At 72.4% G+C, this 26,647-nt stretch carries 24 protein-coding genes and 1 pseudogene; 12 read left to right on the top strand and 13 right to left on the bottom strand.

Features of this window, described 5'->3' with window-relative positions:
* Nucleotides 1-437 (bottom strand): annotated as a pseudogene (locus tag ACFYOB_RS19185) (hypothetical protein); the annotation flags it as partial.
* Nucleotides 438-973: 536 nt separating this feature from the next.
* On the opposite strand from ACFYOB_RS19185, the gene ACFYOB_RS19180 reads away from it, so the two are divergent.
* Nucleotides 974-1,525 carry a M23 family metallopeptidase gene (locus ACFYOB_RS19180; RefSeq protein ID WP_388561022.1) on the top strand — a complete coding sequence of 184 codons (552 nt, stop codon included), beginning with the start codon at nucleotides 974-976 and terminating at the stop codon, nucleotides 1,523-1,525.
* 76 nt (nucleotides 1,526-1,601) lie between these two features.
* Here ACFYOB_RS19180 and ACFYOB_RS19175 read toward each other — a convergent pair whose 3' ends face one another.
* The 7 genes from ACFYOB_RS19175 to ACFYOB_RS19145 form a co-directional block, all read right to left on the bottom strand.
* Nucleotides 1,602-2,810: a LamG-like jellyroll fold domain-containing protein gene (locus ACFYOB_RS19175; protein WP_388561021.1), complete on the bottom strand. Its 1,209-nt coding sequence runs from the start codon at nucleotides 2,808-2,810 to the stop codon at nucleotides 1,602-1,604.
* A 75-nt stretch (nucleotides 2,811-2,885) separates the two neighbouring features.
* Entirely contained in the window at nucleotides 2,886-4,202 is a 1,317-nt protein-coding gene (cseC, locus tag ACFYOB_RS19170; protein WP_388561020.1) for a two-component system sensor histidine kinase CseC, read from the bottom strand.
* An 11-nt stretch (nucleotides 4,203-4,213) separates the two neighbouring features.
* The gene (gene cseB / locus ACFYOB_RS19165) at nucleotides 4,214-4,924 is read right to left on the bottom strand and encodes a two-component system response regulator CseB (protein WP_388561019.1); all 711 of its coding nucleotides are present in this window, start codon (nucleotides 4,922-4,924) and stop codon (nucleotides 4,214-4,216) included.
* A 29-nt stretch (nucleotides 4,925-4,953) separates the two neighbouring features.
* Nucleotides 4,954-5,586: a hypothetical protein gene (locus ACFYOB_RS19160; RefSeq protein WP_388561426.1), complete on the bottom strand. Its 633-nt coding sequence runs from the start codon at nucleotides 5,584-5,586 to the stop codon at nucleotides 4,954-4,956.
* Between the two features lie 38 nt (nucleotides 5,587-5,624).
* Nucleotides 5,625-6,185, bottom strand: coding sequence for a SigE family RNA polymerase sigma factor (locus ACFYOB_RS19155; RefSeq protein ID WP_030010715.1), 561 nt, complete (start codon nucleotides 6,183-6,185; stop codon nucleotides 5,625-5,627).
* A 206-nt stretch (nucleotides 6,186-6,391) separates the two neighbouring features.
* On the bottom strand, nucleotides 6,392-7,300 hold the full coding sequence (locus ACFYOB_RS19150) for an A/G-specific adenine glycosylase (RefSeq protein WP_388561018.1): 909 nt from the start codon (nucleotides 7,298-7,300) through the stop codon (nucleotides 6,392-6,394).
* Complete coding sequence (locus ACFYOB_RS19145) at nucleotides 7,297-7,938, bottom strand: phosphatase PAP2 family protein (RefSeq protein WP_388561017.1); 642 nt, start codon at nucleotides 7,936-7,938, stop codon at nucleotides 7,297-7,299. The genes ACFYOB_RS19150 and ACFYOB_RS19145 overlap by 4 nt, the downstream gene beginning before the upstream one ends.
* Nucleotides 7,939-8,098: 160 nt before the next feature.
* Here ACFYOB_RS19145 and ACFYOB_RS19140 point away from each other — a divergent pair, with 160 nt between their 5' ends.
* A complete protein-coding gene (locus ACFYOB_RS19140) occupies nucleotides 8,099-8,923 on the top strand; it encodes a hypothetical protein (protein ID WP_388561016.1) in 825 nt (274 codons plus the stop codon).
* A gap of 23 nt (nucleotides 8,924-8,946) precedes the next feature.
* Here the strand turns inward: ACFYOB_RS19140 and disA are convergent, their stop codons facing one another.
* Both disA and radA read right to left on the bottom strand, forming a co-directional pair.
* Entirely contained in the window at nucleotides 8,947-10,071 is a 1,125-nt protein-coding gene (gene disA, locus ACFYOB_RS19135; protein WP_388561015.1) for a DNA integrity scanning diadenylate cyclase DisA, read from the bottom strand.
* A gap of 160 nt (nucleotides 10,072-10,231) precedes the next feature.
* Nucleotides 10,232-11,632: a DNA repair protein RadA gene (gene radA / locus ACFYOB_RS19130; protein WP_388561014.1), complete on the bottom strand. Its 1,401-nt coding sequence runs from the start codon at nucleotides 11,630-11,632 to the stop codon at nucleotides 10,232-10,234.
* Between the two features lie 155 nt (nucleotides 11,633-11,787).
* Here radA and ACFYOB_RS19125 point away from each other — a divergent pair, with 155 nt between their 5' ends.
* Nucleotides 11,788-13,545 (top strand): hypothetical protein, encoded by a 1,758-nt coding sequence (locus ACFYOB_RS19125; RefSeq protein ID WP_388561013.1) that lies wholly within the window; start codon nucleotides 11,788-11,790, stop codon nucleotides 13,543-13,545.
* Nucleotides 13,546-13,646: 101 nt separating this feature from the next.
* Here ACFYOB_RS19125 and ACFYOB_RS19120 read toward each other — a convergent pair whose 3' ends face one another.
* Nucleotides 13,647-14,516, bottom strand: a complete 870-nt coding sequence (locus ACFYOB_RS19120; RefSeq protein ID WP_388561012.1) for a hypothetical protein — start codon at nucleotides 14,514-14,516, stop codon at nucleotides 13,647-13,649.
* 63 nt (nucleotides 14,517-14,579) lie between these two features.
* Here ACFYOB_RS19120 and ACFYOB_RS19115 point away from each other — a divergent pair, with 63 nt between their 5' ends.
* The 4 genes from ACFYOB_RS19115 (at nucleotide 14,580) to ilvD (ending at nucleotide 19,087) form a co-directional block, all read left to right on the top strand.
* On the top strand, nucleotides 14,580-15,518 hold the full coding sequence (locus ACFYOB_RS19115) for a Ppx/GppA family phosphatase (RefSeq protein ID WP_388561011.1): 939 nt from the start codon (nucleotides 14,580-14,582) through the stop codon (nucleotides 15,516-15,518).
* A 122-nt stretch (nucleotides 15,519-15,640) separates the two neighbouring features.
* Nucleotides 15,641-16,492, top strand: a complete 852-nt coding sequence (locus ACFYOB_RS19110) for a sugar phosphate isomerase/epimerase family protein (RefSeq protein ID WP_388561010.1) — start codon at nucleotides 15,641-15,643, stop codon at nucleotides 16,490-16,492.
* A complete protein-coding gene (locus tag ACFYOB_RS19105) occupies nucleotides 16,489-17,109 on the top strand; it encodes a TetR family transcriptional regulator (RefSeq protein WP_328926976.1) in 621 nt (206 codons plus the stop codon). Before ACFYOB_RS19110 ends, ACFYOB_RS19105 begins: the two co-directional genes overlap by 4 nt.
* 127 nt (nucleotides 17,110-17,236) lie before the next feature.
* Nucleotides 17,237-19,087: a dihydroxy-acid dehydratase gene (gene ilvD / locus ACFYOB_RS19100; protein WP_388561009.1), complete on the top strand. Its 1,851-nt coding sequence runs from the start codon at nucleotides 17,237-17,239 to the stop codon at nucleotides 19,085-19,087.
* 40 nt (nucleotides 19,088-19,127) lie between these two features.
* On the opposite strand, the gene ACFYOB_RS19095 is transcribed toward ilvD, so the two are convergent.
* Nucleotides 19,128-21,266: a serine/threonine-protein kinase gene (locus ACFYOB_RS19095; protein ID WP_388561008.1), complete on the bottom strand. Its 2,139-nt coding sequence runs from the start codon at nucleotides 21,264-21,266 to the stop codon at nucleotides 19,128-19,130.
* A 106-nt stretch (nucleotides 21,267-21,372) separates the two neighbouring features.
* Between ACFYOB_RS19095 and ACFYOB_RS19090 the strand changes: the two genes are divergently transcribed.
* The 5 genes from ACFYOB_RS19090 (at nucleotide 21,373) to proC (ending at nucleotide 24,877) form a co-directional block, all read left to right on the top strand.
* Complete coding sequence (locus ACFYOB_RS19090) at nucleotides 21,373-21,672, top strand: peptidase (RefSeq protein ID WP_388561007.1); 300 nt, start codon at nucleotides 21,373-21,375, stop codon at nucleotides 21,670-21,672.
* 120 nt (nucleotides 21,673-21,792) lie between these two features.
* Complete coding sequence (locus ACFYOB_RS19085) at nucleotides 21,793-22,323, top strand: hypothetical protein (RefSeq protein ID WP_388561424.1); 531 nt, start codon at nucleotides 21,793-21,795, stop codon at nucleotides 22,321-22,323.
* 49 nt (nucleotides 22,324-22,372) lie between these two features.
* Nucleotides 22,373-23,188, top strand: coding sequence for an ABC transporter ATP-binding protein (locus ACFYOB_RS19080; RefSeq protein WP_388561006.1), 816 nt, complete (start codon nucleotides 22,373-22,375; stop codon nucleotides 23,186-23,188).
* On the top strand, nucleotides 23,185-23,940 hold the full coding sequence (locus ACFYOB_RS19075; RefSeq protein ID WP_388561005.1) for an ABC transporter permease: 756 nt from the start codon (nucleotides 23,185-23,187) through the stop codon (nucleotides 23,938-23,940). The genes ACFYOB_RS19080 and ACFYOB_RS19075 overlap by 4 nt, the downstream gene beginning before the upstream one ends.
* 127 nt (nucleotides 23,941-24,067) lie before the next feature.
* Nucleotides 24,068-24,877 (top strand): pyrroline-5-carboxylate reductase, encoded by an 810-nt coding sequence (proC, locus tag ACFYOB_RS19070; RefSeq protein ID WP_388561004.1) that lies wholly within the window; start codon nucleotides 24,068-24,070, stop codon nucleotides 24,875-24,877.
* A gap of 45 nt (nucleotides 24,878-24,922) precedes the next feature.
* Here the strand turns inward: proC and trpS are convergent, their stop codons facing one another.
* Entirely contained in the window at nucleotides 24,923-25,921 is a 999-nt protein-coding gene (trpS, locus tag ACFYOB_RS19065; protein ID WP_388561003.1) for a tryptophan--tRNA ligase, read from the bottom strand.
* Between the last annotated feature and the right edge of the window lie 726 nt (nucleotides 25,922-26,647).

The raw sequence follows: 26,647 nt of genomic DNA, 5'->3' as shown, positions 1-26,647 counted from the left end.
CCTCCAGGCCGCCGCGCCGGTCGGGGGCCCTTCTCGGGCGGGCGGTAGCGGTTCTGCAGGCTGCGGTCCGGCAGCCGCAGGCCCCGCCCGCGGCCCCTGGACGGTCTCCAGGCCGCCGCGCCGGTCGGGGGCCTCCTCGGGCGGGCGGTAGCGGTTCTGCAGGACCGGACGGCGGGTACGGCGGGCAGCGGGTCCGCGACCAGGGCCTCGGTCGGGTCCGGCAGTCGCAGGCCCCGCCCGCGGCCCTGGACGGTCTCCAGGCCGCCGCGCCCGTCGGGGGCCTTCTCGGGCGGGCGGTAGCGGTTCTGCAGGACCGGACGGCGGGTACGGCGGGCAGTGCGTCCGCGACCAGGGCCTCGGCCCGGTCCCGGCAGTCGCAGGCTGCCCCGCTTGCGGTCCCGGAGGCCCAGCGGCATCGAGGCCCCGGCCAGGTCCATCTCGGCCCGCTCCGGCAGCTGCAGGCCCCGCTCGCGCGTCCCGGAGGCGCAGCGGCATCGACAGGGCGGCCGTGGAGAGGCTCCTTGCGGCCCGACGGCAGGAAGCAGCCGCCCCGCTCGCCGGTGCAGGGCGCAGACGAGCCCGCACAGCCGCGGATCGGTGGCCGGCCGGGCCCAGGTCCGGCTTGGTGCGTACGGACTCCAGCAGTCGAACGGGCCGCCCAGCCGGAGGCCGGGGCCTTGAAGGGGAGATCCAATGGCCCCCGCCCGGTGACAAGCCGCACAGGACAAATCGGACCTACTAGGAACTTTCGTAGATCCAGAGGTCCGATTTGCCCCACCCTTGACCAAGTGGGAACGGGGTCAACAGGAGGGGCGGCTGAGGGCGTACCTACGGCCTCCGGTAGTAATCGGGAGGTTTGGGGATGTCGGGGGACGCGGGTTACCAAGGGTGGGCAAGCCCGGCACACGGCTCAGCGTGCCGGGTCACTTGATGCCCGAACCCGTCCCAGTCCCCGGCCCCGGAGGTCTCATTCATGTTCGCGAAGCGCGTCATCACCCGTCGTACCCGTATCGCCGTCGGCGCAACCACTCTCGGTGCGGTGCTGGCTCTGGGGGCCGGGACGACCGCCGCGTTCGCCGACACGACGCAGACCTCCGCGAAGGCCGGTACCTGGAGCAAGCCGGTCGCGAAGTACACGCTGTCCGCGACCTTCGGCAAGGGCGGCAGCATGTGGTCCCACAAGCACTCCGGCCAGGACTTCGCCGTCCCGGTCGGCACCCCGGTCAAGGCCGCGGGCGCCGGCACCGTCGTGAAGGCCGGCCCGGGCGGCGGCGGTGACGGCCCCGCGTACGGCAACGCCATCGTGATCAAGCACGCGAACAACACGTACTCGCAGTACGCGCACCTCTCGAAGATCCAGGTCAAGATCGGCCAGAAGGTCTCCGCGGGCAAGCAGATCGCCCTGTCCGGCAACACCGGGAACTCCAGCGGCCCGCACCTCCACTTCGAGATCCGGACCACCCCGAACTACGGTTCGGCCATCAACCCGGTCTCCTTCCTGCGCGGCGCCGGCGTCACCGTCTGAACCGGCTGAGCCGCCTGAGCCGGCTGAACCAGCTGGATCAGCCGACCCATCAGGCGCGTCGGGCGCGCAGGCCGCGTCAGGTCAGCAGCCAGGCGTGCGACGGCTTCGTCGTCGCGGGGAGCTTGCCGTCCTCGTACGCGGTGACCTGCTCCTGCGAGAACGCCGAGTCGTAGATCCGGATGTTGTGCATGGCCCCCTGCCACGCGTTGATCCAGATGTTGTGGTGCTTGGACCGCCCCAGCTGGAGCGGACCGGGGGCCTGCCAGATGCCCGGCACCTGCGTCTCGCCGGCCTTCTTGCCCTCCACGTAGAGGGCGATCGTCTTCTTCTCCGCGTCGTACGTCGCCATCAGCGTGGTGGGTGTTTTGACCATGGGCAGCCCCTCGGCGGCGACGGTCCGCGCGGTCGCCGCGGCGCCCTTGTCGCCCGTCTGCACCCGGAAGATCCAGGCCGGCTTGCCGTTCATCTCGTCGAGACCGAGCTCGAACGAGAAGGACTCCCCGTCGCCCTGGCTCACGGCGATCCGCCCGCCCTTGGTGGCGGAGTTGTAGACGCGGGCCGTGACGGTGAAGCTCTTCGACACGTCCACCGCCTGCTCGGCGGCCTGCGCGTACGAGTTCGCCGTCCCCTTCGAGATGATCTGGAACCGCTTGCCCACCGGCGCGATCTGCGTGTCGGTGCCCAGCCGGATGCCGATCTTGCCGTAGCTGTCGCGCAGCAGCGTCTGGTCACCCTCGACGGTGGGGGAGTACGGCGCCGGAGACTTCGACCCGGACGGATCCGGTGAGGCGGACGCGGACGACGCGTTGTCGTCCGCCTTGTCCTGCTTCCCGTTGTCGCCGCCGAGCAGGAAGAACGTTCCACCGCCGGCCAGCAGCGCCAGTACGGTCACGCCGCCGCCCAGCATCCACAGCCGCTTGCGCCGCCGCTCGGCGGCGGAGCGGTCCGCCATGGCCTCCCAGTCCGGCTGGTCGCCGCCGGGTATGCCGGGCACCGCCTGCTGCGCCGGGGACCACGGGGCCTGCGCCGACGGGTCCTGCGCGTACGGATCCGGCTGGTGCGGGCCCTGCTGGTACGGGTTCGGCGGCCCGGGCTGCTGCGGGTAGCCGTAGCCACCGGCGTCCTTCGCGGGCGCCTGCGGTGGGAAGCCGTAGCCGCTCTGCACCGGCCCGGGCGGGAAGCCGTAGCCGCCCTGGGCGGGCGGTGCCGGCGGGAACCCGTAGCCACCGTTCCCCGGGGCGGGCTCGGGCTGCGGGTTGCTCTGAGGATTCGTGCCGTCGGTCATGCCACGGATGCTAAGTCACGAGCCCCCGGCCCGTACCGCCCGGTACCGACAAGGCCCGCGTCCTGGCCCCGCGTCCTAGCCCTGCGGCAGCTTGATCACCGGGAAGCTTCCCGTCGCCGTCGGCGCGTGCTCCGGCAGCCACAGCACCGCCACCGCGCCCGCGGCCCTGCCCTCGCGCTCCGAGCCGCCCGGAGCGGCCACGTTGCGGAAGGTCAGCCGGGCGCCCAGCACCCGGGCCTGCCCCTCCGCGATGGTCAGCCCCAGTCCGTGCCCCACGCCCGCGCGGTCCGTCGACCCGGTCCGGAACCGGCTCGGCCCCTCGCGCAGCAGCGCCTCCGGGAAGCCCGGCCCGTGGTCCCGGATCCGCACGACCCGGCCCTCGACGTCGACCTGGACCGGCGGCCGCCCGTACCGCGCCGCGTTTGCCAGCAGATTGCCCAGGATCCGCTCCAGGCGGCGCGGGTCGGTGCTGACGATCTCGTCCGCGACGATCCGTACGGAGGCCTCCGGCATCAGCGCCGTCACGCGTCGGCTCACGAACTCGCCCAGCGCCACGTCCTGGAGCTCCGCCCGCTCGGACGCGCTGTCCAGCCGGGCCACTTCCAGCACGTCCTCGACCAGCGCGCGCATGGCCTGCGCCCGGTCGCGCACCAGCTCGGTCGGCCGCCCCGGAGGCAGCAGTTCCGCCGCTGTGAGCAGGCCCGTCACGGGCGTGCGCAGCTCGTGCGCGATGTCCGCCGTGACCCGCCGCTCGGCCTCCAGCCGCTGCTGGAGGGCGTCGGCCATGGCGTCCACGGCCCGCGCGAGGTCGTCCGTCTCGTCCCGTACGACACCCCCGACCGCATCGCGCACCCGCACCTCGGGATCCCCGTGCGCCACCCGCTGCGCGGCCGCCGCGGCCTTGCGCAGCCGGCGCGAGATCTGTCCGCCGATGAGCACGCCCAGCGCCGCACCGCCGATCACGACGGCGAGGGAGCCGACCACGAGCGCCCGGTCCAGGTCGCGCACCATGTTGGCGCTCTCCCGGAACTGCGTGTGCAGCGACAGCACCTGCCCGTTGCCGAGCGGTACCGCGGCCCACACCTCGGGGGCCGCCTTCGCTGACTCCTGGATGTACGTCCCGCGCCGCCCGGAGCGGGCCTTCTCCCGCAGCTGGGCGGGCAGTTCCGGGTCGTTGAGCTTGGCGCCCATGGGGGGCTTGCGCCCGGCCTCGGCGTTGCGGGAGATGAACTGCACGCGGTCCAGCTGCACCTCGCGGGCGCTCTCCAGCATCGACACGCGGGCAGCACTGTGCACCACCAGGCTCAGCGCGACGACGGTCAGTGCGCCGACGGCGGCGATGGCGAGTGTGATCTTCCAGCGGATCCCCGTGCGCAGGGTGAAGCGCCTCATGCTTTGGTGCCTCAGGCCTTCAGCTTGTATCCGAAGCCTCGGACCGTCTCGATCCGGTCCTGCCCGATCTTGGTGCGCAGTCGCTGGACGTGGACGTCGACGACGCGGGTGTCGCCGCCCCAGTCGTAGTCCCAGACCCGCTCCAGCAGGCGGTCGCGCGACAGTACGGTGCCGGGCGCGGAGGAGAACTCCAGCAGCAGCCGCATCTCGGTCGGGGTCAGCGCCACGGCCGCGCCCGCCTTGCGCACCTCCATACCCTCCGTGTCGACCTCCAGGTCGCCGAAGGACAGCACCCCGCGCTCCGCGTCCTGGCCGTCGCCGCCGTTCGGGCCGCCGTTCTGCGGGCCGCCGGCGTGGCCGAAGCGGCGCAGCACGGCGCGGATCCGGGCGACGAGGACCGAGCCGTCGAAGGGCTTGGTGACGTAGTCGTCGGCGCCCGCCTCCAGGCCCAGCACCACGTCGATGGAGTCGGCGCGCGCCGACAGCATGATCACGGGGACGGTGGACTCGTCGCGGATGCGGCGGCACAGGCTCACGCCGTCCATGCCGGGGACCATCACGTCGAGCAGGGCGATGTCGGGGCGGTCGGCCCGGAAGGACTCCAGGCCGGACAGGCCGTCGGGCATGGCCGTGACCACGAACCCGTCGCGTTCCAGCGCCAGGGTCGTGGCCTCGCGGATGACGTCGTCGTCCTCCACGAACAGGACATGGGTCTCGGCCATGCGGAAGCCTCGCCTCGGTTCTTCGGTACTCAGTGCTTCTGGGTGACGGCCGGGGCGGGCTGGCTCCCGCTGTCGACCACGTTGCTGTACTCGGAGTGCACGCGGTCCTGCTCGGTGAACTTCTCTCCGTTCCACCGGTACGTGATCACGTCCTCGCCCGACGGATAGGCGAGGGCGTCGCTCTTTCCGTACACCTGCTTGGTGACCACCAGGTCGCCCCGGTCGATCTCCGCGTAGACGGGCGGCTGCTCGTCCGAGAAGACATTCTCGTACGTCGAGCCGTCCGCGCGGTACACGTACGAGCCCCTCCCCAGGGCGTCGGCGCAGGACAGGACGTTGACCACGATGTCGACGACGCTGCTGCCGGTGACCTTCCCGTAGCTCACGTCCACCGGATACTCCTTGCCCGTGCAGGGCTTGAGGTCCCGTTTGATCTCGGCGCTGACCTTGGGGTCGGCCTTGAGGAGCGCCACCGGGTCGACCTTCTTCAGGGGCCCGCCGGAGGGGGCGGCCGAGGAGGCGTCGGGGGAGGGGGCGTTCGGTGTGGTCTTCGCCACTGCGTCGGTCCGTGCGGGCCCGCCGTCACGCAGGCCGGTGCCGCCCGTGGCGCAGCCGACCGCGAACACAGCTGTGCCGACGAGGACGACCGTCCCCGCCGACATCAGGACCAGCGAATGCCTGCCGGTCAGTCCTTGGCCGTTCAGGCCGCGCACCGCTCACGCCCTTCGTACCGCATGGTGTGGTCACCGCGTTCCAGCGCGCGCATGTCCAGGTCCCGGCTCTCCAGTTCCTGCCGGAGACGGGCCAGCGCGCGATGCAGAGTGCTCTTCACGGTACCCGCAGACATTCCGAGTGCCGCGGCCGTCTCCTCGGTGCTCATCTGCTCCCAGTGTCGCAGCACGACCACACTGCGCTGCTTGGGCGCGAGCACCTTGAGGATGTCCATCAGCAGGGCGCGGTCGGCGCGCTGGTCGGAGCCGTCCTCGACCGAGGCGTCGGGGAGCTGCTCGGTGGGGACCTCTTCGAGCTTGCGGGCGCGCCACCACTCGGTACGGGTGTTGATCATGACCCGACGGAGGTAGGCGTCGGCCAGGGACTTGTCGGCGATGCCGTCCCAGCGGCCGTAGGTGCGCACGAGGGCGGTCTGCAGGAGGTCCTGCGCGTCGGTGGGGTCCGGGACCAGGCGCCGGGCGCTGCGCAGCAGTGCATCCTGCCGAGTGCGTACGTACTCCTCGAATCCGAGTACCTCGCCGTGCGCCATCTCAGACCGCCTCCGTTCCGACCAACCGCTCAACCGCCGACTTACGGATCCGAAGTTACGGACGGGTTGTCACGGGGCTGTGCGGGCCAGCCTTCGGTGGGCGCACGGACACCCATAGGTTGTGTAACAGTGCCCGTGAGCTGCGGTTTCCCGGCTGGAAGCGGAATCGAGGACTCAGCTTCCAGCCATGTGCGGATCGGTTCGGATCAGCTGAGGGGGAGCCGGTAGCGCCCTCCTTCGAGCGGCTCCACCAGGCCGTCGGAGACCAGCCCGTCGAGCGCCCGGGCGCGCTGCACCGGCTCCTCCCAGACGGTGTCGAGCACGGCCTGCGGAACCGGGCCCACCGCCTCCCGGAGCACGGCGAGCAGCCTGCCGCGCACCTGCCGGTCGGTCCCCGCGTACGTCTGCCCGCGCCGCGGCGGCCCCTCGTGCGCCGGCTTCCCGGCGAGGCGCCACGCGCACAGCCCGGCCACCGGGCAGCGGGCGCAGTCGGGGTTCTTGGCGGTGCACACGAGCGCGCCGAGCTCCATCGAGGCCGCCGCCCAGCGGGCCGCGGTGTCCTCGTCCCCGGGCAGCAGGGCCCGGGCGAGGCGTCGTTCGGCGGCGGTGGTGGCGTTCGGCGGGTACTCGACCCCGGTGGCGGTGCGCGCGAAGACCCGCCGGACGTTGGTGTCGAGCACGGGGTGCCGCTGCCCGTACGCGAAGGAGGCCACGGCGGCCGCGGTGTACTCGCCGATCCCGGGCAGCGAAAGGAGTTGCGCGTGGTCCCGCGGTACGTCGCCCCCGTGCCGCTCCGTTATCGCCACGGCCGCGCCGTGCAGCCGCAGGGCCCGGCGGGGGTAGCCGAGCCGCCCCCAGGCCCGTACGGCCTCGCCGGGGGCCTCGGCGGCCAGGTCGGCGGGGCGTGGCCACCGGGCGAGCCAGTGCTCGTACACCGGCAGCACCCGGCTGACCGGGGTCTGCTGGAGCATGAACTCGCTGACCATGACCCCCCAGGGGCCGGCCTCGGGGCGGCGCCAGGGCAGGTCGCGGGCGTGCTCGTCGAACCACGCGATGACGGGGGAGTGCAGCGGGTGGGGGACGGCGGTTTCGGGGGAATTGGGGGATGCAGTCATGGCAGACGGCATCCTGGCACGTTTCGGGTCCCGCGCGCCGGGCCCGGGCCGGTGAACCAGACAGCGGCGCGGACCCCGCTCGCCCGCATGGCGGCGATGACCGTACTGACGGGACCGGCGAGGGCCAGGACGAGGAGGGCGGCCAGCGAACCGCCCAGCAGCAGGCCCATCGCCACGTCGTGCGGGTAGTGCACGCCGACGAAGACGCGGGAGAAGGCCATCAGCAGCGCGAGCGGGACGGTCAGCAGCGCGATGCGGCGTACGGCCAGGGCCAGCGCGACGGCGGCGGCGCCCGCGAGGGCGGAGTGGTTGCTGGGGAAGGACCAGTCGCCGGTCGCCGGGCACGGGACCAGCGAGGCAGCCGCCCCGGCCACCGCACGGCAGGGCCGCTCCTCCTCCACGGTGGACTTCACGACCTCCGAGGCGACGTACACGGCCGCCGTGGCCAGCGGGGCCAGGACGGCGAGCGCGACCGCGCGGGGACCGTTGTGTCCGCGCGAACGCCACCAGACGGCCAGGAAGAGCACTCCGAAGAGCAGTAGCCCGTACTCCGTCCAGGCCTCGAACGCCGACCGGACCCAGGCGGGTGTCGAGTGGGCGAAGCCGGTTATGTCGAGGTAGAGGCCGGAGCTGTTCATGGTCACCGACCGTACGCAAGCGGAATCGATCTTCGCATCAGACCCCTGGCCGATTCCCGCTGCTCCCGGCTGCGCCCGCAGGATGATCATCGCCAAAACAAGTCCGCCGTGCGGCATGTGGGGCACTGATCGGGTCCCGAACTCTCGTAAAGTTCCGTCCGTGGGATCTCTGCGCAATCCGGTCGGGCCGCTCCCCTCCTCCATCTACTGGCGACGGAGGGCTGTGCTGGCGTCCGTTGTCGCGCTCCTGGCGCTCCTCGCCGTATGGACCGTCAGTTCCGGCGGGGGCAAGACGAGTACGAACGGAAAGGGCCGGGGCGGCAAGGATCCCGTCACCACGATCACTCCCGGACCGGCCGGTTCGGGTCCGGCGATCAGCCAGGCCCCGGGCGGACGCACGGAGTCGGGCGGCGCCGCGGGTACGGGCTCCGGGGGCGCGGGCTCCACGGACGGGGGCAAGAACGGCGATCCGGGCAGCGCCACGGGCTCCACCGGCGCGGGTTCCTCCGGCTCCGGCGGCGCGGCCTCCGGCGGCGCGGCCTCCGGCGGCGCGGCTCCGGTCCCGGCGGACCCCGGCCTTCCCACGTGCGCGCCGGCCGCGCTGCAGTGGGAGGTCAAGAGCGTGAAGAACGAGTATGAGGCGAACGAGAAGCCCCGCCTCGAACTCGTCGCCCGCAACATCGCCGGCACCACCTGCAAGGTCGACCTCGGCCCGAAGCAGGCGGTCCTGACCATCCTTCAGGCGACCAGCGGCAAGGCGGTGTGGTCCTCGGCGGACTGTCCGACGGGCCCGGGCAGCGCGTTCTACCGCGTTCCCGCGCAGAGCGAGACGAAGCAGTCACTGGAGTGGGACCGCAAGTTCAGCGCACCCGACCAGTGCCAGTCGCCTCCGGCGGGGGCTGCGGCTCCCGACACGTACGTGGTCGAGGTCAAGTCGCCCGGCATGCCGGTGGCCCGCACCTCGTTCGTCCTGAAGAAGGAATAACCCCTGCGGGGCGGCCCGAGGGCCTAGACGTACCGCTCAAGGATCGAGGACTCCGCGAGCCGCGAGAGGCCCTCGCGGACGCTGCGGGCACGGGCCTCGCCCACCCCGTCCACCATCTGCAGGTCGTCCACGCTGGCGGCGAGCAGCTTCTGCAGGCCGCCGAAGTGCTCCACCAGCCGCTCGATGATCGCCCCCGGCAGCCGCGGAACCTTCGCCAGCAGCCGGTAGCCCCGCGGCGACACGGCCGAGTCCAGGGTCTCCGGCGACCCGGTGTACCCCAGCGCCTTCGCCACGATCGCCAGCTCCAGCAGCTCCGGATGCGTCAGCGCGTCCAGGGCCGGCAGCGCTTCCTCCACCGTGCGGGAACGCTTCGCCGTCGGCTCCGGCACGTAGTCCCGGATGACCAGCTCCCGCTCCTGCTCGATCCCGACCGTCAGCTCGTCCAGCTGCAGCGACAGCAGCCGTCCGTCCGTACCCAGCTCGACCACGTATTCGGCGATCTCGGTCGCGATCCGGCGGACCATTTCCAGCCGCTGCGCGACCGCCGTCACGTCGCGGACCGTGACCAGGTCCTCGATCTCCAGCGCCGACAGCGTGCCCGCGACCTCGTCGAGCCGCAGCTTGTACCGCTCCAGCGTGGCCAGGGCCTGGTTCGCGCGCGACAGGATCGCCCCGGACTCCTCCAGGACCCGGCGCTCCCCGTCCACGTACAGCGCGATCAGCCGCATCGACTGCGACACCGACACCACGGGGAACCCGCACTGCTTGGAGACGCGGTCCGCCGTGCGGTGGCGCGTACCGGTCTCCTCCGTCGGGATCGACGCGTCCGGCACCAGCTGCACACCGGCCCGCAGGATCTTGGTGAGGTCCTTGTCGAGGATGAGCGCACCGTCGAGCTTGCACAGCTCGCGCAGCCGGGTCGCGGTGAACTCGACGTCCAGGACGAAGCCGCCGGTGCACATGGCGTCGACGGTCTTGTCCATGCCGAGGACGATGAGCCCGCCGGTGTTGCCGCGGACGATCCGCTCCAAGCCGTCACGCAGCGGCTGACCGGGCGCGACCGCGCTCAGCGAGGCGCGCATCATGGCCTCCTGCTTGGAGCTCGCGCCCGACTTTCCGGATGCTGCTGCCCCGTCCTTGGCTGCCACTGCACTCCTCGGGTCGCGGGTTGCGCCGCCCAGCGCCGCGGGCACGGAGACGTGCGTACGGCCGGGCGGACCAGCCCAAAGTCTACCGGCGCGCGCTGCGGCCCCGCCGTGGCTTGGCCAGGTACGCCCGGCGGGGACCCCGTACGGACCCTCTGACCAGCTACTCCTTGGCCGGAGTACGGGCACGGCCGCGCGGCAGCACCCGTAGCGCGTCGCCCATGTCGGCCACCTCGACGACCTTCATCCCGGCAGGCACCTTGCCCGGATCCGAGGGCACGAGGGCGTGCGTGAAGCCGAGCCGGTGCGCCTCCGCGAGCCGCCGCTGTACGCCGGTCACCCGCCGCACCTCACCCGCGAGGCCGACCTCCCCGATCGCCACGAGGTTCTTCGGCAGCGGGACGTCGCTGGCGGCGGAGGCCAGCGCGAGCGCGATCGCCAGGTCGGCGGCCGGCTCGGTCAGCTTCACCCCGCCCACGGTGGCGCTGTAGATGTCGCGCTTGCCCAGCGCGGTGATCCGGCCGCGCTGCTCCAGCACCGCCAGCATCATCGAGACGCGCGAGGTCTCCAGGCCCGACGTGGTGCGCCGCGGGGAGGGGATCTGCGAGTCCACGGTCAGCGCCTGCACCTCGGCGACCAGCGGGCGCTTGCCCTCCAGGGTCACGGTCAGGCAGGTCCCGGGCACGGCCTCGGCGCGCCGGGTCAGGAACAGCCCGCTCGGGTCGGCGAGCCCGGTGATCCCCTCGTCGTGCAGCTCGAAGCAGCCGACCTCGTCGGTGGCCCCGTACCGGTTCTTGACGCCGCGCACGAGCCGCAGCCGGGCGTGCCGGTCGCCCTCGAAGCTCAGCACCACGTCGACCAGGTGCTCCAGGAGGCGGGGGCCGGCGATCGCCCCGTCCTTCGTCACGTGGCCGACGAGGAGCGTGGACATCCCGCGCTCCTTGGAGGCGCGGATCAGCGCCCCGGCGACCTCGCGCACCTGGGCCATGCCGCCGGGCGCGCCGTCGATCTCCGGGGAGGCGACGGTCTGTACGGAGTCCATGATCAGCAGGGAGGGCTTCACCGCGTCCAGGTGCCCCAGTACGGCGGACAGGTCGGTCTCGGCGGCCAGGTAGAGGTGGTCGTTCAGCGCGTTGATCCGGTCGGCGCGCAGCCGCACCTGGCTCGCGCTCTCCTCGCCCGTGACGTACAGCGTGCGGTGCGCATCGCTGGCGGCCTTCGCGGCGACGTCCAGCAGCAGCGTCGACTTGCCCACGCCTGGCTCCCCGGCGAGCAGCACCACGGCGCCGGGCACGAGCCCGCCGCCGAGTACGCGGTCCAGCTCGTCCACGCCGGTGCTGCGCGCGGTCGCCGTCCGGCTGTCGACCTGGGCGATCGGCACCGCGGCGGTCGACACCCGGCCGGCGGCGGTGGTCCGCACGGCGGGCGCGCCCATTTCCTCGACGGTGCCCCACGCCTGGCATTCGGGACACCGCCCGAGCCATTTCGCCGTCGTCCAGCCGCACTCGGAGCAGCGGTAGGACGGCCGGTCCTTGGCGGATGAACGAGCAGTGCGGGCAGCCATGCCGCTCACGGTAGACGACCCCTCTGACAGCGGGGCCGGCGCAGGCGGCAAGCCGACAACACCGGAGTCATCAGGGCACCGATCTGTTCACCCGTAAGGGCTAAATGTGGTGAAGGCTTCCGGGGCGTCACCGGCGTGCCGCCTACGGTCGCCAGGTGGACAGCAGCAACCAGTCACGCTCCTCAGCGCGCACCGGCGCACACCGGGCGCACGGGCGCACGCCCCGCGAAGGGGACGAGCCGCCCGCGTTCCGGCACGAGCCCTACCTGGACGGCCTGTTCACGTACTGCCTGTCGGTCCTGTGCGACCACGACACGGCCACTGACGTGCTGGGCGACGTGCTCGCCGTGGCCGAGCGGCATCCCGGCCGGTGCCCCGCCGAAGGGGACCGGCGGGCCTGGCTGTACGCGCTCGCCCGCTGGGGCTGCCTGCGCCGACTGGCCGAGCAGCGGCACGCGCGGCAGGGAGCGCATAGCGCCCGGCGCGCGCCGGAGCGCATGGATCCCAGCCGTGCGCCGGGCAGCGGAACCGGCTCCGGCACCGAGGCCGACCGGGTCCCCGAAGCCCGCCGCCCGTTTGACGTGAGCGCCCACCGCCGTACCGAGCTGGCCCGGCTCGCCTGGCCGGAGGCCGCGGGCACCACGCCCGAGCAGCGCGAGGCGCTGGAGCTCGCCGTGCGCCACCGCCTCGGCGTCACCGAGCTGGCCGCCGTCCTCGGCACCTCGGAGGCCGCCGCCCGCGAGCTCCTGTCCGGCGCCGCCTGTGAGGTGGAGCGCACCCGCGCCGCCCTCGCCGTCGTGGAGACCGGCGGCTGTCCCAGCGTCTCCCGGCTCACCTGCGACGGACAGGTGCTGCTGTCCACCACCCTGCGCGCCGAGCTCGTACGCCACGTCGACGACTGTCCGCGCTGCCGCCGCGTGGCCGAACGCGTGGGTGCCGGCGCCCCCTGGCCCGGCTCCGGCGTCGACACGGCCGCCCTCCCGCTGGTCCCCGCCCCCCGCACCGCCGTACAGGCGGCGATGATCCGCTCCGGCCGGGGCCGCCGCCGGAACGGCCCGCGCTTCGACCGCACCGGCTTCCCGATGGACCCCAAGGACCACGCGGCCCGCCGCGACCGGCTGCGCTCCCGGGCGGTGACCACCACCGTGGTCGCCACCGTCGTCGCGGCGCCGGTCCTGGCGCTGTGGGCGGCGTACCGCGGCGCGCCCAGCACCGGCGAACCCGTCGGCGGCGACGGCACCCGCATCTCGGCGAGCGAGTCCGAGATCCCGCTGCCGCAGGTCGGCGGCCGCCCGCTGACCGCGTACGAGAACGCCGGGAACGCCGCCACCACCACGAGCGGCCCCGGCTTCGCCCAGGGCAGCTCCGACTCGGACGTCTCCGTCGAGGTGATCAGCAGCGGGCCCCCGGCGACCCCCGAACCCGGCCGCCCCGGCGCCCCCGGCCGCCTCACCGTCGCCGCGTCCTCCCACGGCGCCACCACACTGCTCACCCTCACCGCCTCCGGCGGCGGTCCGGTGGACTGGCGGCTCTGGTCCGACGCGCCCTGGCTGCGCGCGAGCAGGACCGCGGGCACGCTGGCCCCCGGAGAATCGGTCACCCTGCGGATCGCAGTGGACCCCGAAGCCCAGCCCGTGGGGGCCTGGACCGCCAGGGTGGGGGTGGATCCCGCCGGCGCGGTCATCGCCATCCAGGGCCGCGGGCGCCCGGCCCCGACGCCGGAGCCGCCGTCGACCCCGACGCCGACTCCCACGCCGACACCTACGCCCACGCCTACGCAGACACCGACACCGACCCCGACGCCCACGCCGACCCCGACACCCACTCCCACGCCGACGGAGTCGGCGACGCCGACTCCGTTGCCGACCTCAGGAGGAACGGTTTCCCCGGGGCCGTCGGCCTCCGCGGCCTAAGGGCTGTCCCGTAATCCCCGGCGGGCGCACGACGCCGGCTACGGCACCTCGCCGCGTTGTCGGAACGCCCGAATACGCCCATCCCGGCGGCTCCGGAGGCCCTAGGAGGGGTCGGCCGGGTGCGGGGCCATCGGCAGCAGCGAGGCCAGCCGCGCCTCGCACAGCTTCACCAGCGCCTCGTAGCCCTCCTTGCCCATCAGCTCCGTCAGCTCCGCGCGGTACGACACGTACACCGGGTCCCCGGCGCCGTGCGCCGAAGTGGCCGATGTGCACCACCAGTGCAGGTCGTGGCCGCCCGGGCCCCAGCCGCGGCGGTCGTACTCGCCGATCGACACCTGGAGCACGCGGGTGTCGTCGGGCCGGTCGATCCATTCGTAGGTGCGGCGGATCGGCAGCTGCCAGCAGACGTCCGGCTTGGTCTCCAGCGGCTCCTGGCCGCTCTTCAGCGCCAGGATGTGCAGCGAACAGCCGGCCCCGGCGGGGAACCCCGGCCGGTTCAGGAAGATGCACGCGCCGTCCCAGCGGCGGGTCTGCTTCTCCCCGTCGTCGTCCAGCTGCGTCCACCCGCTCTCGCTGCCGACGTCGTGGAACTGCCACAGCTCGGGGGTCAGCCGGGCCACGTGCCCGGCGACGCGCTTCTCGTCGTCCTCGTCGGAGAAGTGCGCGCCGAGCGTGCAGCAGCCGTCGTCCGCGCGGCCCGCCTGGATGCCCTGGCAGCCGCTGCCGAAGATGCAGGTCCAGCGGGAGGTCAGCCAGGTCAGGTCACAGCGGAAGACCTGCTCGTCATCGGCCGGATCGGGGAACTCCACCCAGGCCCGGGGGAAGTCGAGGCCCTTCTCGTCGGCCGCGAGCGCGGCCTTGGACATGGCCTTGGACTTGCCGCCGTCCGCGGCCTTGACCTTGGCCTTGTTGTTGTCGGTGCCCTTGTCGTTCTTCGACCGGGTCTTGTTGGCCTTCTTCGTATTTGGCACAAACCCAAGCCTAAGCGCCCCTTACGCAACCCCTGAGCGTTCGTCGCAGTAGCGTTTCCCCCTATGAGACTCGGTGTCCTGGATGTGGGTTCGAATACGATCCATCTGCTGGTGGTCGACGCGCACCCCGGTGCGCGCCCCCAGCCTGCGCATTCGCACAAGGTGGAGATGCGGCTGGCGGAGCTCCTCGACGAGCGCGGAGCCGTCACCCCGAAGGGCGTCGAGAGTCTCGTGTCGGTGATCACCGACGCGGTGCAGGCCGCCGAGGACAAGGGGTGCCAGGACCTGCTGCCCTTCGCGACCAGCGCCGTACGCGAGGCCAAGAACGCGGAAGAGGTCCTGGCGCGGGTCAAGGCCGAGACCGGTGTCGACCTGCCGGTCCTGAGCGGTGACGACGAGGCGCGGCTGACGTTCCTCGCCGCGCGCCGCTGGTTCGGCTGGTCGGCCGGGAAGCTGCTCGTCCTCGACATCGGCGGCGGCTCGCTGGAGGTCGCGTTCGGCATCGACGAGGACCCGGACGCGGCCGTCTCCCTGCCGCTGGGCGCGGGCCGCCTGACGGCGGGCTGGCTGCCGGGCGACCCGCCGGACGCGATGGACGTGAAGGCCCTGCGCAGGCACGTACGGGCCGAGATCGCGCGCACGGTCCGCGAATTCAGCCGCTTCGGCGCCCCGGACCATGTGGTGGCGACGTCGAAGACCTTCAAGCAGCTGGCCCGCATCGCGGGCGCGGCCCGCTCGGCGGAGGGCCTCTACGTGCAGCGGGACCTGACCCGGAAATCCCTGGAGGAGTGGGTCCCCCGGCTGGCCGCGATGACGACGGTCCAGCGCTCCGCCCTGCCGGGCGTCTCGGAGGGCCGGGCGAACCAGCTGCTGGCCGGCGCGCTGGTCGCGGAGGCGGCGATGGACCTGTTCGGCGTCGACGACCTGGAGATCTGCCCGTGGGCGCTGCGCGAGGGCATCATCCTGCGCCGGCTGGACCACCTGCCGACGGACAACGCCTAGCAGTGGCCGGGGGCGGGCGGGGGCTGCCAGGACGAGGGGCGGAGGTCCCGGGACGAGGTGCGGAAGTCCCGGGAGGAGGGGCGGGAGGCCCCGGGAGGCTGCCTGGCCCGTACCCTGTCCCCGTGGCAGAACCAGTCCGCATCCCGACCGCGAAAGTCGCCCTTTCCACCGCCTCCGTCTATCCGGAGTCCACGGCGACCGCCTTCGAGATCGCCGCGCGCCTCGGCTACGACGGCGTCGAGGTGATGGTCTGGACGGACCCGGTCAGTCAGGACATCGACGCCCTGCGGCGGCTGTCCGACCACCACCAGGTCCCGATCCTCGCCATCCACGCACCGTGTCTGCTCATCACCCAGCGGGTCTGGTCCACCGACCCCTGGACCAAGCTCCAGCGCGCACAGGCGGCGGCCGAGCGGCTCGGCGCGTCCACCGTCGTGGTGCATCCGCCGTTCCGCTGGCAGCGCCAGTACGCCCGTGACTTCGTCACCGGCATCTGGCGGATGGCGGACGAGACCGACGTCCGGTTCGCCGTCGAGAACATGTACCCCTGGCGCTACCGCGACCGCGAGATGCTCGCGTACGCGCCCGAGTGGGACGTGACCAAGGACGACTACCGGCACTTCACCGTCGACCTGTCGCACACCGCGACCGCCCGCACGGACGCCACCGCGATGATCGACCGGATGGGCGAGCGGCTGGCCCATGTCCACCTCGCCGACGGCAACGGTTCGGCCAAGGACGAGCACCTGGTCCCGGGGCGCGGTACGCAGCCCTGCGCCGAGCTGCTGGAACGGCTCGCCCGGACGTCGTTCGACGGGCACGTGGTCATCGAGGTGAACACGCGGCGCGCCATGTCCTCCGCCGAGCGCGAGGCGGACCTCGCCGAGGCGCTGGCCTTCACCCGCCTGCACCTCGCCGCGGCCCCCGCGCCCGCCCCCGCCGCGGACGCGCGCGACCGGGCCCGCCGGCCATGACCGAGCCCGCGCGGCCGCGCCGCCGCGGCCCCGGCCGCCCCCGCCAGGACGAGGCCGACGAGGGCCCCGGCACCCAGGAGCGCATCCGCCTCGCCGCCCGCTCCGAGTTCGCCGCACGCGGCTACGACAAGACCTCCGTACGCGGCGTCGCCAAGGCCGCCGGCGTGGACCCGGCCCTGGTGCACCACTACTTCGGCAGCAAGGAAGACCTCTTCGCCGCCGCCATCGAGCTGAGCATGGAGCCGGCGATGGTGGTTCCGGCGATCCTCGGCGAAGGCCCGGACGGCATCGGCGAACGCCTCGCCCGCTACTTCCTCGGTGTCTGGGAGAACCCGGTCACCCGGGTCCCGCTGCTCGCCGTGATCCGCTCCGCCCTCACGCACGAGGCCGCAGCGAAGGTCCTGCGCGGGCTCGTCCTGCGCCGCGTGCTGGAGCGCGTGGCCGCCGACCTCGACGTCCCCGACCCGACCTTCCGCGCCGAGCTCGCCGCCTCCCACATGGTCGGCATCGCGATCCTGCGCTACGTCGTCCAGGTCGAGCCCCTCGCGTCCGCCGACCCGGAGGACATCGTGGCCCTGGTGGCCCCGACCCTGCAGCGCTACCTGACCGAGGAATGACCCGCCCGTCCCGGCATGCGGACTTGCTGTCCGTATCCCGGGCGAGGGGCGTAGCCTCGTAACTGATTCATATCTACAGTCGTGGCCGCGCTCGCAAGGCCGGCCGCACTCATGGGGAGTGAACCCGATGCCCGAGCTGAGGTCCCGCACCGTCACCCACGGCCGCAACATGGCGGGCGCACGCGCCCTTATGCGTGCGTCGGGCGTAGCGAGCGAGGACATCGGCAAGCCGATCATCGCGGTCGCCAACTCGTTCACCGAGTTCGTGCCCGGCCACACCCACCTGGCCCCGGTCGGCCGGATCGTCTCCGACGCCATCCGCGCCGCGGGCGCGATCCCCCGCGAGTTCAACACGATCGCGGTCGACGACGGCATCGCGATGGGCCACGCCGGCATGCTCTACTCCCTGCCGTCCCGCGACCTGATCGCGGACAGCGTGGAGTACATGGTGGAGGCGCACTGCGCCGACGCGCTGATCTGCATCTCCAACTGCGACAAGATCACCCCCGGCATGCTGATGGCCGCCATGCGCCTGAACATCCCGGTGGTCTTCGTCTCCGGCGGCCCGATGGAGGCCGGCCAGGCCACCCTCGTCGACGGCACCGTCCGCAAGCTCGACCTGATCGACGCCATGGTCGACGCCTCCAACGAGAACGTCTCGGACGAGGACGTCCTGCGCATCGAGGAGAACGCCTGCCCGACCTGCGGCTCGTGTTCCGGCATGTTCACCGCCAACTCGATGAACTGCCTCGCCGAGGCCATCGGCCTGGCCCTCCCCGGCAACGGCTCGGTCCTCGCCACCCACACCGCCCGGCGCGCCCTGTACGAGGACGCCGGCCGCACGATCGTCGAGATCACCAAGCGCCACTACGAGCAGGACGACCACTCGGTCCTGCCCCGCAACATCGCCACCCGCCAGGCCTTCGAGAACGCCATGGCGCTCGACATCGCGATGGGCGGCTCGACCAACACGATCCTCCACCTCCTGGCCGCCGCGCAGGAGGCGGGTCTGGACTACGACCTCAAGGACATCGACGAGGTCTCGCGCCGCGTCCCGTGCCTGGCCAAGGTCGCCCCGAACGTGGCGCCCGGCGGCACGTACTACATGGAGGACATCCACCGGGCCGGCGGCATCCCCGCCATCCTGGGCGAGCTGCACCGCGGCGGGCTCCTGAACAAGGACGTCACCTCGGTCCACTCCACCAACCTGGAGGACTGGCTGGCCGAGTGGGACGCCCGCTCCGGCACGGCGTCCGAGGTGGCCATGGAGCTGTGGCACGCGGCCCCCGGCTGCAAGCGCTCCGCCACCGCCTTCTCCCAGTCCGAGCGCTGGGAGAGCCTCGACCTCGACGCCGAGGGCGGCTGCATCCGCTCCGTGCAGCACGCGTACTCCAAGGACGGCGGCCTCGCCGTCCTGAAGGGCAACATCGCGGTCGACGGCTGCGTCGTGAAGACGGCCGGCGTCGACGAGTCGATCTGGACCTTCGAGGGCCCGGCGGTCGTCTGCGAATCGCAGGACGAGGCCGTCGACAAGATCCTCCGCAAGGAGATCAAGGAGGGCGACGTCGTCGTCATCCGCTACGAGGGCCCGCGCGGTGGCCCCGGCATGCAGGAGATGCTCTACCCGACCTCCTTCCTCAAGGGCCGCGGCCTCGGCAAGGCCTGCGCCCTGGTGACCGACGGCCGCTTCTCCGGCGGTACCTCGGGCCTGTCCATCGGCCACGCCTCCCCGGAGGCGGCCTCGGGCGGCACCATCGCGGTCATCGAGGACGGCGACCGGATCCGCATCGACATCCCGAACCGCTCCATCGAGCTCCTCGTCGACGACGCCACGCTGGCGGCGCGGCACGAGGCCCTCGCCGGCGTCTACGCCCCCAAGAACCGCGAGCGCAAGGTCTCCGCGGCCCTGCGCGCCTACGCGGCGATGGCCACCAGCGCCGACAAGGGCGCGGTCCGCGACGTGAGCCGTCTTTCCTGACGCACCCCGGCTCCCCACGCCCCGAACCCCGCCGGAAGGGTCACCACCCGGCGGGGTTCGCCGCGTCCACGGCGAACACCGATCCGTCGGGCGCGCTCCCCAACACCCGCCCGTCGCCGACCACCGGCGCGGGCACCGTCGCCGTGAAGGAACGGCCCGTGCCCATACGGGGCTTCGTCTGGCCCATGAGACGGCCGGCGGCGGCGTCGACCGCGAGCAGCCGGCCGTCCACCGCGGTCAGGTAGACGCGGCCGCCGTCGGCCACGGGCCGTGAGGCGACGGCCACGCCGGTCTCCAGCCGCCACTCCTCCTTGTCCGGGCCGACCGCCGCCAGCGCGCCCGACGCACCGAAGACGTAGACCACGCCCTGGGTGTCGACGGCTGCCTGCGCCTGGGGGAGGCTGACCGGCAGCGCGGTCTCCTTCACGGACCGCGTCCGCAGATCCACTCGCAGGACCCCGCGGGTCCGCGACCCGGTGTCGGTCCGCAGCAGGTGCAGTGCTCCGTGCGAGACCCCGACCGGTTCCGCCGTGCCGGGGGTGTGCTGCTGCCACCGCACCGTGCCGCTCGCGCAGTCGACGGCCGAGACCTGGGTCGAGCGGCCGTCGGAGGCCGGAGTGGCCGCGTACAGGAAGCAGCCGTCCGGCCCCTCCGGGCCGGCGAGCCAGAGCGATCCCACGCCGCCGATCTGCTTCGTCCACCGGGTGGCTCCCGTGGCGGGGTCGAGTGCGGTCGCCTTGCCGTCCCCGCCCGTCACCATCACGGCCCCGCCGGCCGGCACGATCCGGCCGCCCCCGGGCAGCGGCTTCTGCCAGCGCTGCGTACCGGTTCCCGGGTCGAAGGCCTGGACCGTGCGGCTGCCCGGCGTCGCCGTCAGGACGAGTCCGCCGACGGACAGCGGCGACTGACCGTCCGCACCCGGTGTCGTCGCGCGCACGGACCAGGTGACGGAGCCGTCCGCCGGATTCAGCCGCGCGGCGGTCAGACCGGGTGTCGAGCAGTACACGGCACCGACGGCCGTGGAGCAGGACACGACGAGGTTCTCGCGGCCCTGGCTCTCCAGGGGTGTCGCCCACGGCTTCAGCGGCTGTCCCGGCGGCGTCGGCTCCGCCGCGGACGTCCGTACGGTCTGCCCCGGATCCTCCCTGAAGTGGAGGTACCCGCCGGCCGCCCCACCCGTCAGCAACAGGCCCGTTCCGAGCGCGGCAGCGGTTCGCCACCGTCGCAGCCGGCGGCGGTTCGTGAGCCGGGCCGGCTCCTCGACCCGCACCCGCCGGTGGGTTTCCTCCTCGACCGCAGGCTTCGCCTCCGGGACCAGTGGCTGCCGCGGCTGCGGTATGAAGGCCCGGGTCTCCTCGCCGGTCGGGTACGCGGCTGCCCGCAGCTCGTGGAGCAGTGCGTCGGGCGTGGGCCGGTCGGCGGGATCCTTGGCGAGGCAGCGCGCTATGACCGGCGCGAGCGCCGCCGGCACCCCGGTCAGATCGGGCTCGCTGTGCACCACCTGGTACGCGACGAGGTAGTGGCTGTCGGAGTCGAAGGGCCCGCGCCCCGTCGCAGCGTGCACGAGGACGGCGCCCATCGCGAAGACATCGGCGGCGGGCCCGACCTCCCGCGGCCGCTGGAACTGCTCGGGAGCCATGAAGGGGGGCGTCCCGATCAGTTTCCCGGTCTCGGTCCGCAGATCGCTGTCGGCCGGCCGGGAGATCCCGAAGTCGATGACCCGTACCCCGTCGGACGCCATCAGGACGTTGCTCGGCTTCAGATCCCGGTGCACGACACCGGCCCGGTGGATGTCCCGCAGCGCCTCCGCCAGCCCGGCGCCGAGCCTGGCCAGTTCCAGGGGGCCCAGCGCCTGCTCCCGTACCTGTTCGGCGAGTGTGGGCGCGTCGATGAACAAGGTGGCCATCCACGGCCGTTCCGCGTCGGGATCCGCGTCCACGACGGGCGCGGTGAACGCCCCGCTCACCCGCCGGGCGGCCGTGACCTCCTGCCGGAACCTGGCCCGGAATTCCGGATCCACGGCGTGCTGAGCGTGTACGACCTTGACGGCGAGCCGCAGCCCGGATGCGGAGGTGGCCAGATGGACCACCCCCATGCCACCGGAACCCAGTACGGATTCCAGCCGGTACTGCCCGGCGTACTCCGGAAATCCGGCCCGTTCCGCGCGCAGTGAATACACTGCCGACCACCCCCGCCGGAGCCTAGTCGATGGCGCATATGGATCGGTAAGGGCCTGCTACCCTGCGCGAGTTGCAGAGCTTCATGCTCAAAGGGGGAGATTTCCTATGTCGGTTGAGAACGAGATGAATCAGGTCCAGAGCACTGAGGGGGACGGCTTCGAGTACTTCCCGGTCGCGCCGGGATACCGTGTCAACGTCCGCAGCGGTCCGGGCACCAACTACTCGGTCGTGAAGGTGCTCCCTTACGACGCCGTCGTCGGGATCCGCTGCCAGTGCCCGGGCACCACCGTCTCGGGCCCCTACGGCACGACGAACGTCTGGGACTGCATCGGGAACGGCCTGTTCGTCTCCGACGCGTACGTGAAGACGGGCAGCGACGGCTACGTCGCCAACCGCTGCGGCTGAGCGTCCGGCGCCCGCGCCGCCCGTCTGACACGTGAGACGCACCCGGCCGGCCGGGCCCGGCGGGAGATAATCGCTGGTGTGAACGACGACCACCGACACCAGCCCCTCCCCCAGCCACCGCTGGGGGGACCCCCAGCCGAGCCGGCCGCGCAGGCCCCGGCCCCCGCCCCGGCGACCCCCGCCGGACCCGAGCCCGAGCCGATCCGCTACTTCGGCACCACCTGGGTGAACCACGACGGCAACTACGCCCTGCGCCGCGCCGCCGTCGCCGTCGGCTCGCTGGTCACCGCCGTGGCCGCCGCGTTCCTCCTGCGCCTCGCCTACGAGGGCCTGGAGATCGGCGACGTCGGCCCCTTCCTCAGCATCTCCGTCGTCGTGCTCTTCGCGGTCGCCAGCTCCATCGCCTTCGCCAAGACCTGGGACTCCTTCAGCCGCCGGCCGGCCCCCTCCTCCGACGAGGCCGCCCTCAAGGGCCTCAAGACGATCGGTTTCATCGGCTCCCTCATCGCGTACTTCCTGCGCTGCCTCGTCGAGGCCCCGGGCGAGAAGCTGCGCCGCGCCGAGTACGAGCGCGCCGTGGCCGAGTTCGCCCGCCGCCGCAGCGCCCGCACCGGCAACCCGGCCGCGCGCCGCCCCAAGCGCAAGAAGTAGCGCACCCCCCGATTGACGCCCCGGCACCGCCAGGAGCATTATTCATCACATGATGAATAACCAGCCCGAGGAACCCCCACCAGCCGTACACACCCACGAACCGGCCGTGCACGCCCACGACCTCACCGTCCGCCGCGGCACCGGCCGCACCCCCCGAACCGTCATCGACGGCATCGCCTTCGACGTCCCCCGCGGCCGTATCACCGGCCTCCTCGGCCCCTCGGGCTGCGGAAAGTCCACCCTCATGCGCGCCGTCGTCGGCACCCAGGCCCACGTCACCGGCACCCTCGACGTCCTCGGCCGCCCCGCCGGCCACCCCGAGCTCCGCCACCGCATCGGCTACGTCACCCAGGCGCCCTCCGTCTACGACGACCTCACCGTCCGGCAGAACCTCGACTACTTCGCCGCGATCCTCGACCCGGGCCGCGCCGCCGCCGAACGCCGCCACGAGAGCGTCACCCGCGCCATCGCGGACGTCGACCTCTCCGGCCACGCCACGGCACTCGCCGGGAACCTCTCCGGCGGCCAGCGCAGCCGCGTCTCCCTCGCCGTCGCCCTGCTCGGCACCCCCGAGCTCCTGGTCCTCGACGAACCCACCGTCGGCCTCGACCCCGTCCTGCGCCGCGACCTGTGGAACCTCTTCCACACCCTCGCCGCCACCCGCGGCACCACCCTCCTCGTCTCCTCCCACGTCATGGACGAGGCGGAGCGCTGCCACGGCCTGCTCCTCATGCGCGAGGGCCGCATCCTCGCCCAGGACACCCCCGACGCCCTGCGCACCCGTACCCACTCCGCCACCGTCGAGGAAGGCTTCCTCCGCCTCGTCGACGAGGCCGACGCCATCGCCCGGGAGCCCCAGCCATGACTGCCACGACCGCAATGAGCGCCGCCCGCACCACCGCAACAGCCGCCCGCGTCCTGCGCCAGCTCCGCCACGACCCGCGCTCCATCGCGCTGATGCTGCTGGTCCCCGTACTGATGCTGACGCTGCTCCGCTTCGTCTTCGACGGCACCCCGCGCACCTTCGACAGCATCGGCGCCAGCCTCCTCGGCATCTTCCCGCTCATCACGATGTTCCTGGTGACGTCCATCGCCACCCTGCGCGAGCGCACCTCCGGCACCCTGGAACGCCTCCTCGCCATGCCGCTGGGCAAGGGCGACCTCATCGCCGGCTACGCCCTCGCCTTCGGAGCCGTCGCCGTCGTGCAGTCCCTCCTCGCCACCGGCCTCGCCCTGTGGCTCCTCGGCCTCGACGTCGTCGGCTCCCCGTGGCTGCTCCTGCTCGTCGCCCTCCTCGACGCCCTCCTCGGCACCGCACTCGGCCTCTTCGTGTCCGCCTTCGCGGCCTCCGAGTTCCAGGCCGTCCAGTTCATGCCGGCGGTGATCTTCCCCCAGCTGCTGCTGTGCGGCCTCTTCGCGGCCCGCAACACCATGCACCCCGTCCTGGAAGGCCTCTCCGACGTCCTGCCCATGTCCTACGCCGTGGACGGCATGACCCAGGTCCTCACCCACACCGACATGACCGCCGAATTCGTCCGCGACGCCGTCGTCGTCGCCGCCTGCGCCCTGCTCGTCCTCGCCCTCGGCGCGGCCACCCTCCGCCGGCGCACCCCCTGACGACCACGGACCGGACAACCGCCCTCCGCTCCCCGCCCGAGTGCAAGGATGAGGACGTATCCGCAGCACGCGGGCAACAATCCCCCAGCCACCGCTGGGAGGTACCCCCAGGCGAGGTGAATCGGGCATGACCCAGACAGTCGCGGTCCTCGGTACCGGCAAGATCGGCGAGGCCCTGCTCAGCGGAATGATCCGCGGCGGCTGGCCCGCCTCGAAGCTCCTCGTCACCGCCCGCCGTCCGGAGCGCGCCGAGGAGCTGCACTCCCGCTACGGCGTCGAGGCCGTCAGCAACGCGGAAGCAGCCAAGCGCGCCGACACCCTCATCCTCACCGTCAAGCCGCAGGACATGGCCAAGCTCCTCGAAGAGCTCGCCCCGCACGTCCCCGCGGACCGCCTGGTCATCAGCGGCGCCGCCGGCATCCCGACCGCCTTCTTCGAGGAACGCCTCGGGCCCGGCACCCCCGTCGTCCGCGTCATGACGAACACCCCGGCCCTCGTCGACGAGGCCATGTCCGTCATCTCGGCCGGCAGCCACGCCACCGCCGCGCACCTCCTGCACACCGAGGAGATCTTCGGCGGCGTCGGCAAGACCCTGCGCGTCCCCGAGTCCCAGCAGGACGCGGCCACCGCCCTCTCCGGCTCCGGGCCCGCCTACTTCTACTACCTCGTGGAGGCCATGACCGACGCCGGCATCCTCCTCGGCCTGCCCCGCGCCCAGGCCCACGACCTCATCGTCCAGGCCGCCATCGGCGCCGCCGTGATGCTCCGCGACAGCGGGGAGCACCCGGTCAAGCTCCGCGAGGCCGTCACCTCCCCTGCCGGTACGACGATCAACGCGATCGTGGAGCTGGAGAAGCACGGCGTCCGCGCGGCCCTGATCGCCGCGCTCGAAGCGGCCCGCGACCGAAGCCGCGAACTCGCTTCCGGCAACAGCTGACCGCGCGGTACGGGCCCCCGAGCCGGGGGCCCGTACCCGCCCCGCTCAGGGCGCCAGCAGCCCGATGGCCTCGTACGCCCGGTCCACCACCGGCCGCGCCAGCTCCCGGGCCCGCCCGGCGCCCTCCCGCAGCACCTTGTCCACCTCCGCCGGATCGGCCGCCAGCTCGGCGTGCCGCTCCCGCACCGGCCGCAGCAGCTCGACCACCGCGTCGGCGACGTCCCGCTTGAGCGCGCCGTAGCCGGTGTAGCCCCCGGCGAGCGCCACGGGATCCCCGCCCGTGCAGGCGGCCAGGATGTCCAGCAGGTTCGCGACACCCGGCCGTGTCTCCCGGTCGTGGACCACACCGCCGTCCCCGCTGTCGGTGACGGCCCGCATCACCTTCTTGCGGACGACCTCGGGCTCGTCGAGCAGATAGACGATCCCCGCACCGCTCTCGTGCGACTTCCCCATCTTCGACGTCGGATCCTGCAGGTCCATGACCCGCGCCGCCACCGCCGGGAGGGTCGGCTTCGGCACGGTGAAGGTGTGTCCGTAGCGCTGGTTGAACCGCACGGCGAGATCCCGGGTCAGCTCGACGTGCTGCCGCTGGTCCTCTCCCACGGGAACCTCATCGGTCCGGTACGCCAAGATGTCGGCGGCCATCAGCACGGGATAGGTGAGCAGGGACAGCCGTACGCCGTCCCCGGAGGCCTGTGCCTTCGTCGCCTTCTCCTTGTACTGGATCATCCGCCGCAGCTCTCCGTCGGTGGCGGTGCACTCCAGCAGGTACGCCAGCCGCGTGTGCTCGTCGACATGGCTCTGCACGAACAGCGTGCACCGCTGCGGATCCAGCCCGGCGGCGAGCAACAACGTCGCGGCCTGCCTGCTGAGCCGCCGTACGCGGGCCGGCTCGTGCTCGACGGTCAGCGCGTGCAGATCGACGACGCAGAACAGCGCCTCGTCGGGCTCCTGGTCGGCGGCGACCCACTGCCGTACAGCCCCCAGGTAGTTCCCCAGCGTCAGATGTCCGGTCGGCTTGACCCCGCTGAAGATCCTCGTCATGTCCTGCTCTCCCTTGTACGTGCTTGTACGTGAGTGGTGTCGAGGCCACCGCGTCGGGCGACCGAGCCACTCCCGGGGAGGGAGAAACAAAAACGGCCGCCGTAGCGGCGGCCGTGAGCGCATGCGTGCTCGCGTTGCAGATCGGCCGCCGTCAGGCGGCCCACCAACGGAGGTTGAGCGTGAGCGCATGCGTAGTCATGGGCCCAGCGTAGACGGAACGGGACGACGACGGCGTGAAGTTCGCGCATCCCGCGCCGGTGGTCAGCCGGTGGGCAGCCGGAGGTTGACACAGGTGTGCCCGATCCGTAAGGTTCTTCGAGTTGTCCGAAGTGAGCGCCGACCCCGGTCGGTCCCCGGACGGCCATCCCGCACTACACATTCGAACGAACGACGCACTCCGTCGTCCCGTTTTCATGCGTATTTGCGAATGAGGAATCTGCGTCCGAGGACGCCGCCGCCGATTAGGTTCGGGGGCAAGGAATCCGCTACTGTCTCACTCGCCGAAGGGCCCAACAGCCCCGAAGCAAATACCCGCTGACTGGGAGTCAGGCCCGAAAGGATCTGATAGAGTCGGAATCGCCGGAAAGGGAAAACGCGAAAGCGAAAAACCTGGAAAGCACCGAGGAAGTCGGACACGAAAGAGTCTGATAGAGTCGGAAACGCAAGAACACAGAACGAAAGCCCGGAGGAAAGCCCGAGAGGGTGAGTACAAAGGAAGCGTCCGTT

It is taken from the genome of Streptomyces sp. NPDC006463 (genome assembly GCF_042870715.1).
GTDB lineage: Bacteria > Actinomycetota > Actinomycetes > Streptomycetales > Streptomycetaceae > Streptomyces.
This window is presented reverse-complemented; position numbering and strand designations above follow the sequence as displayed.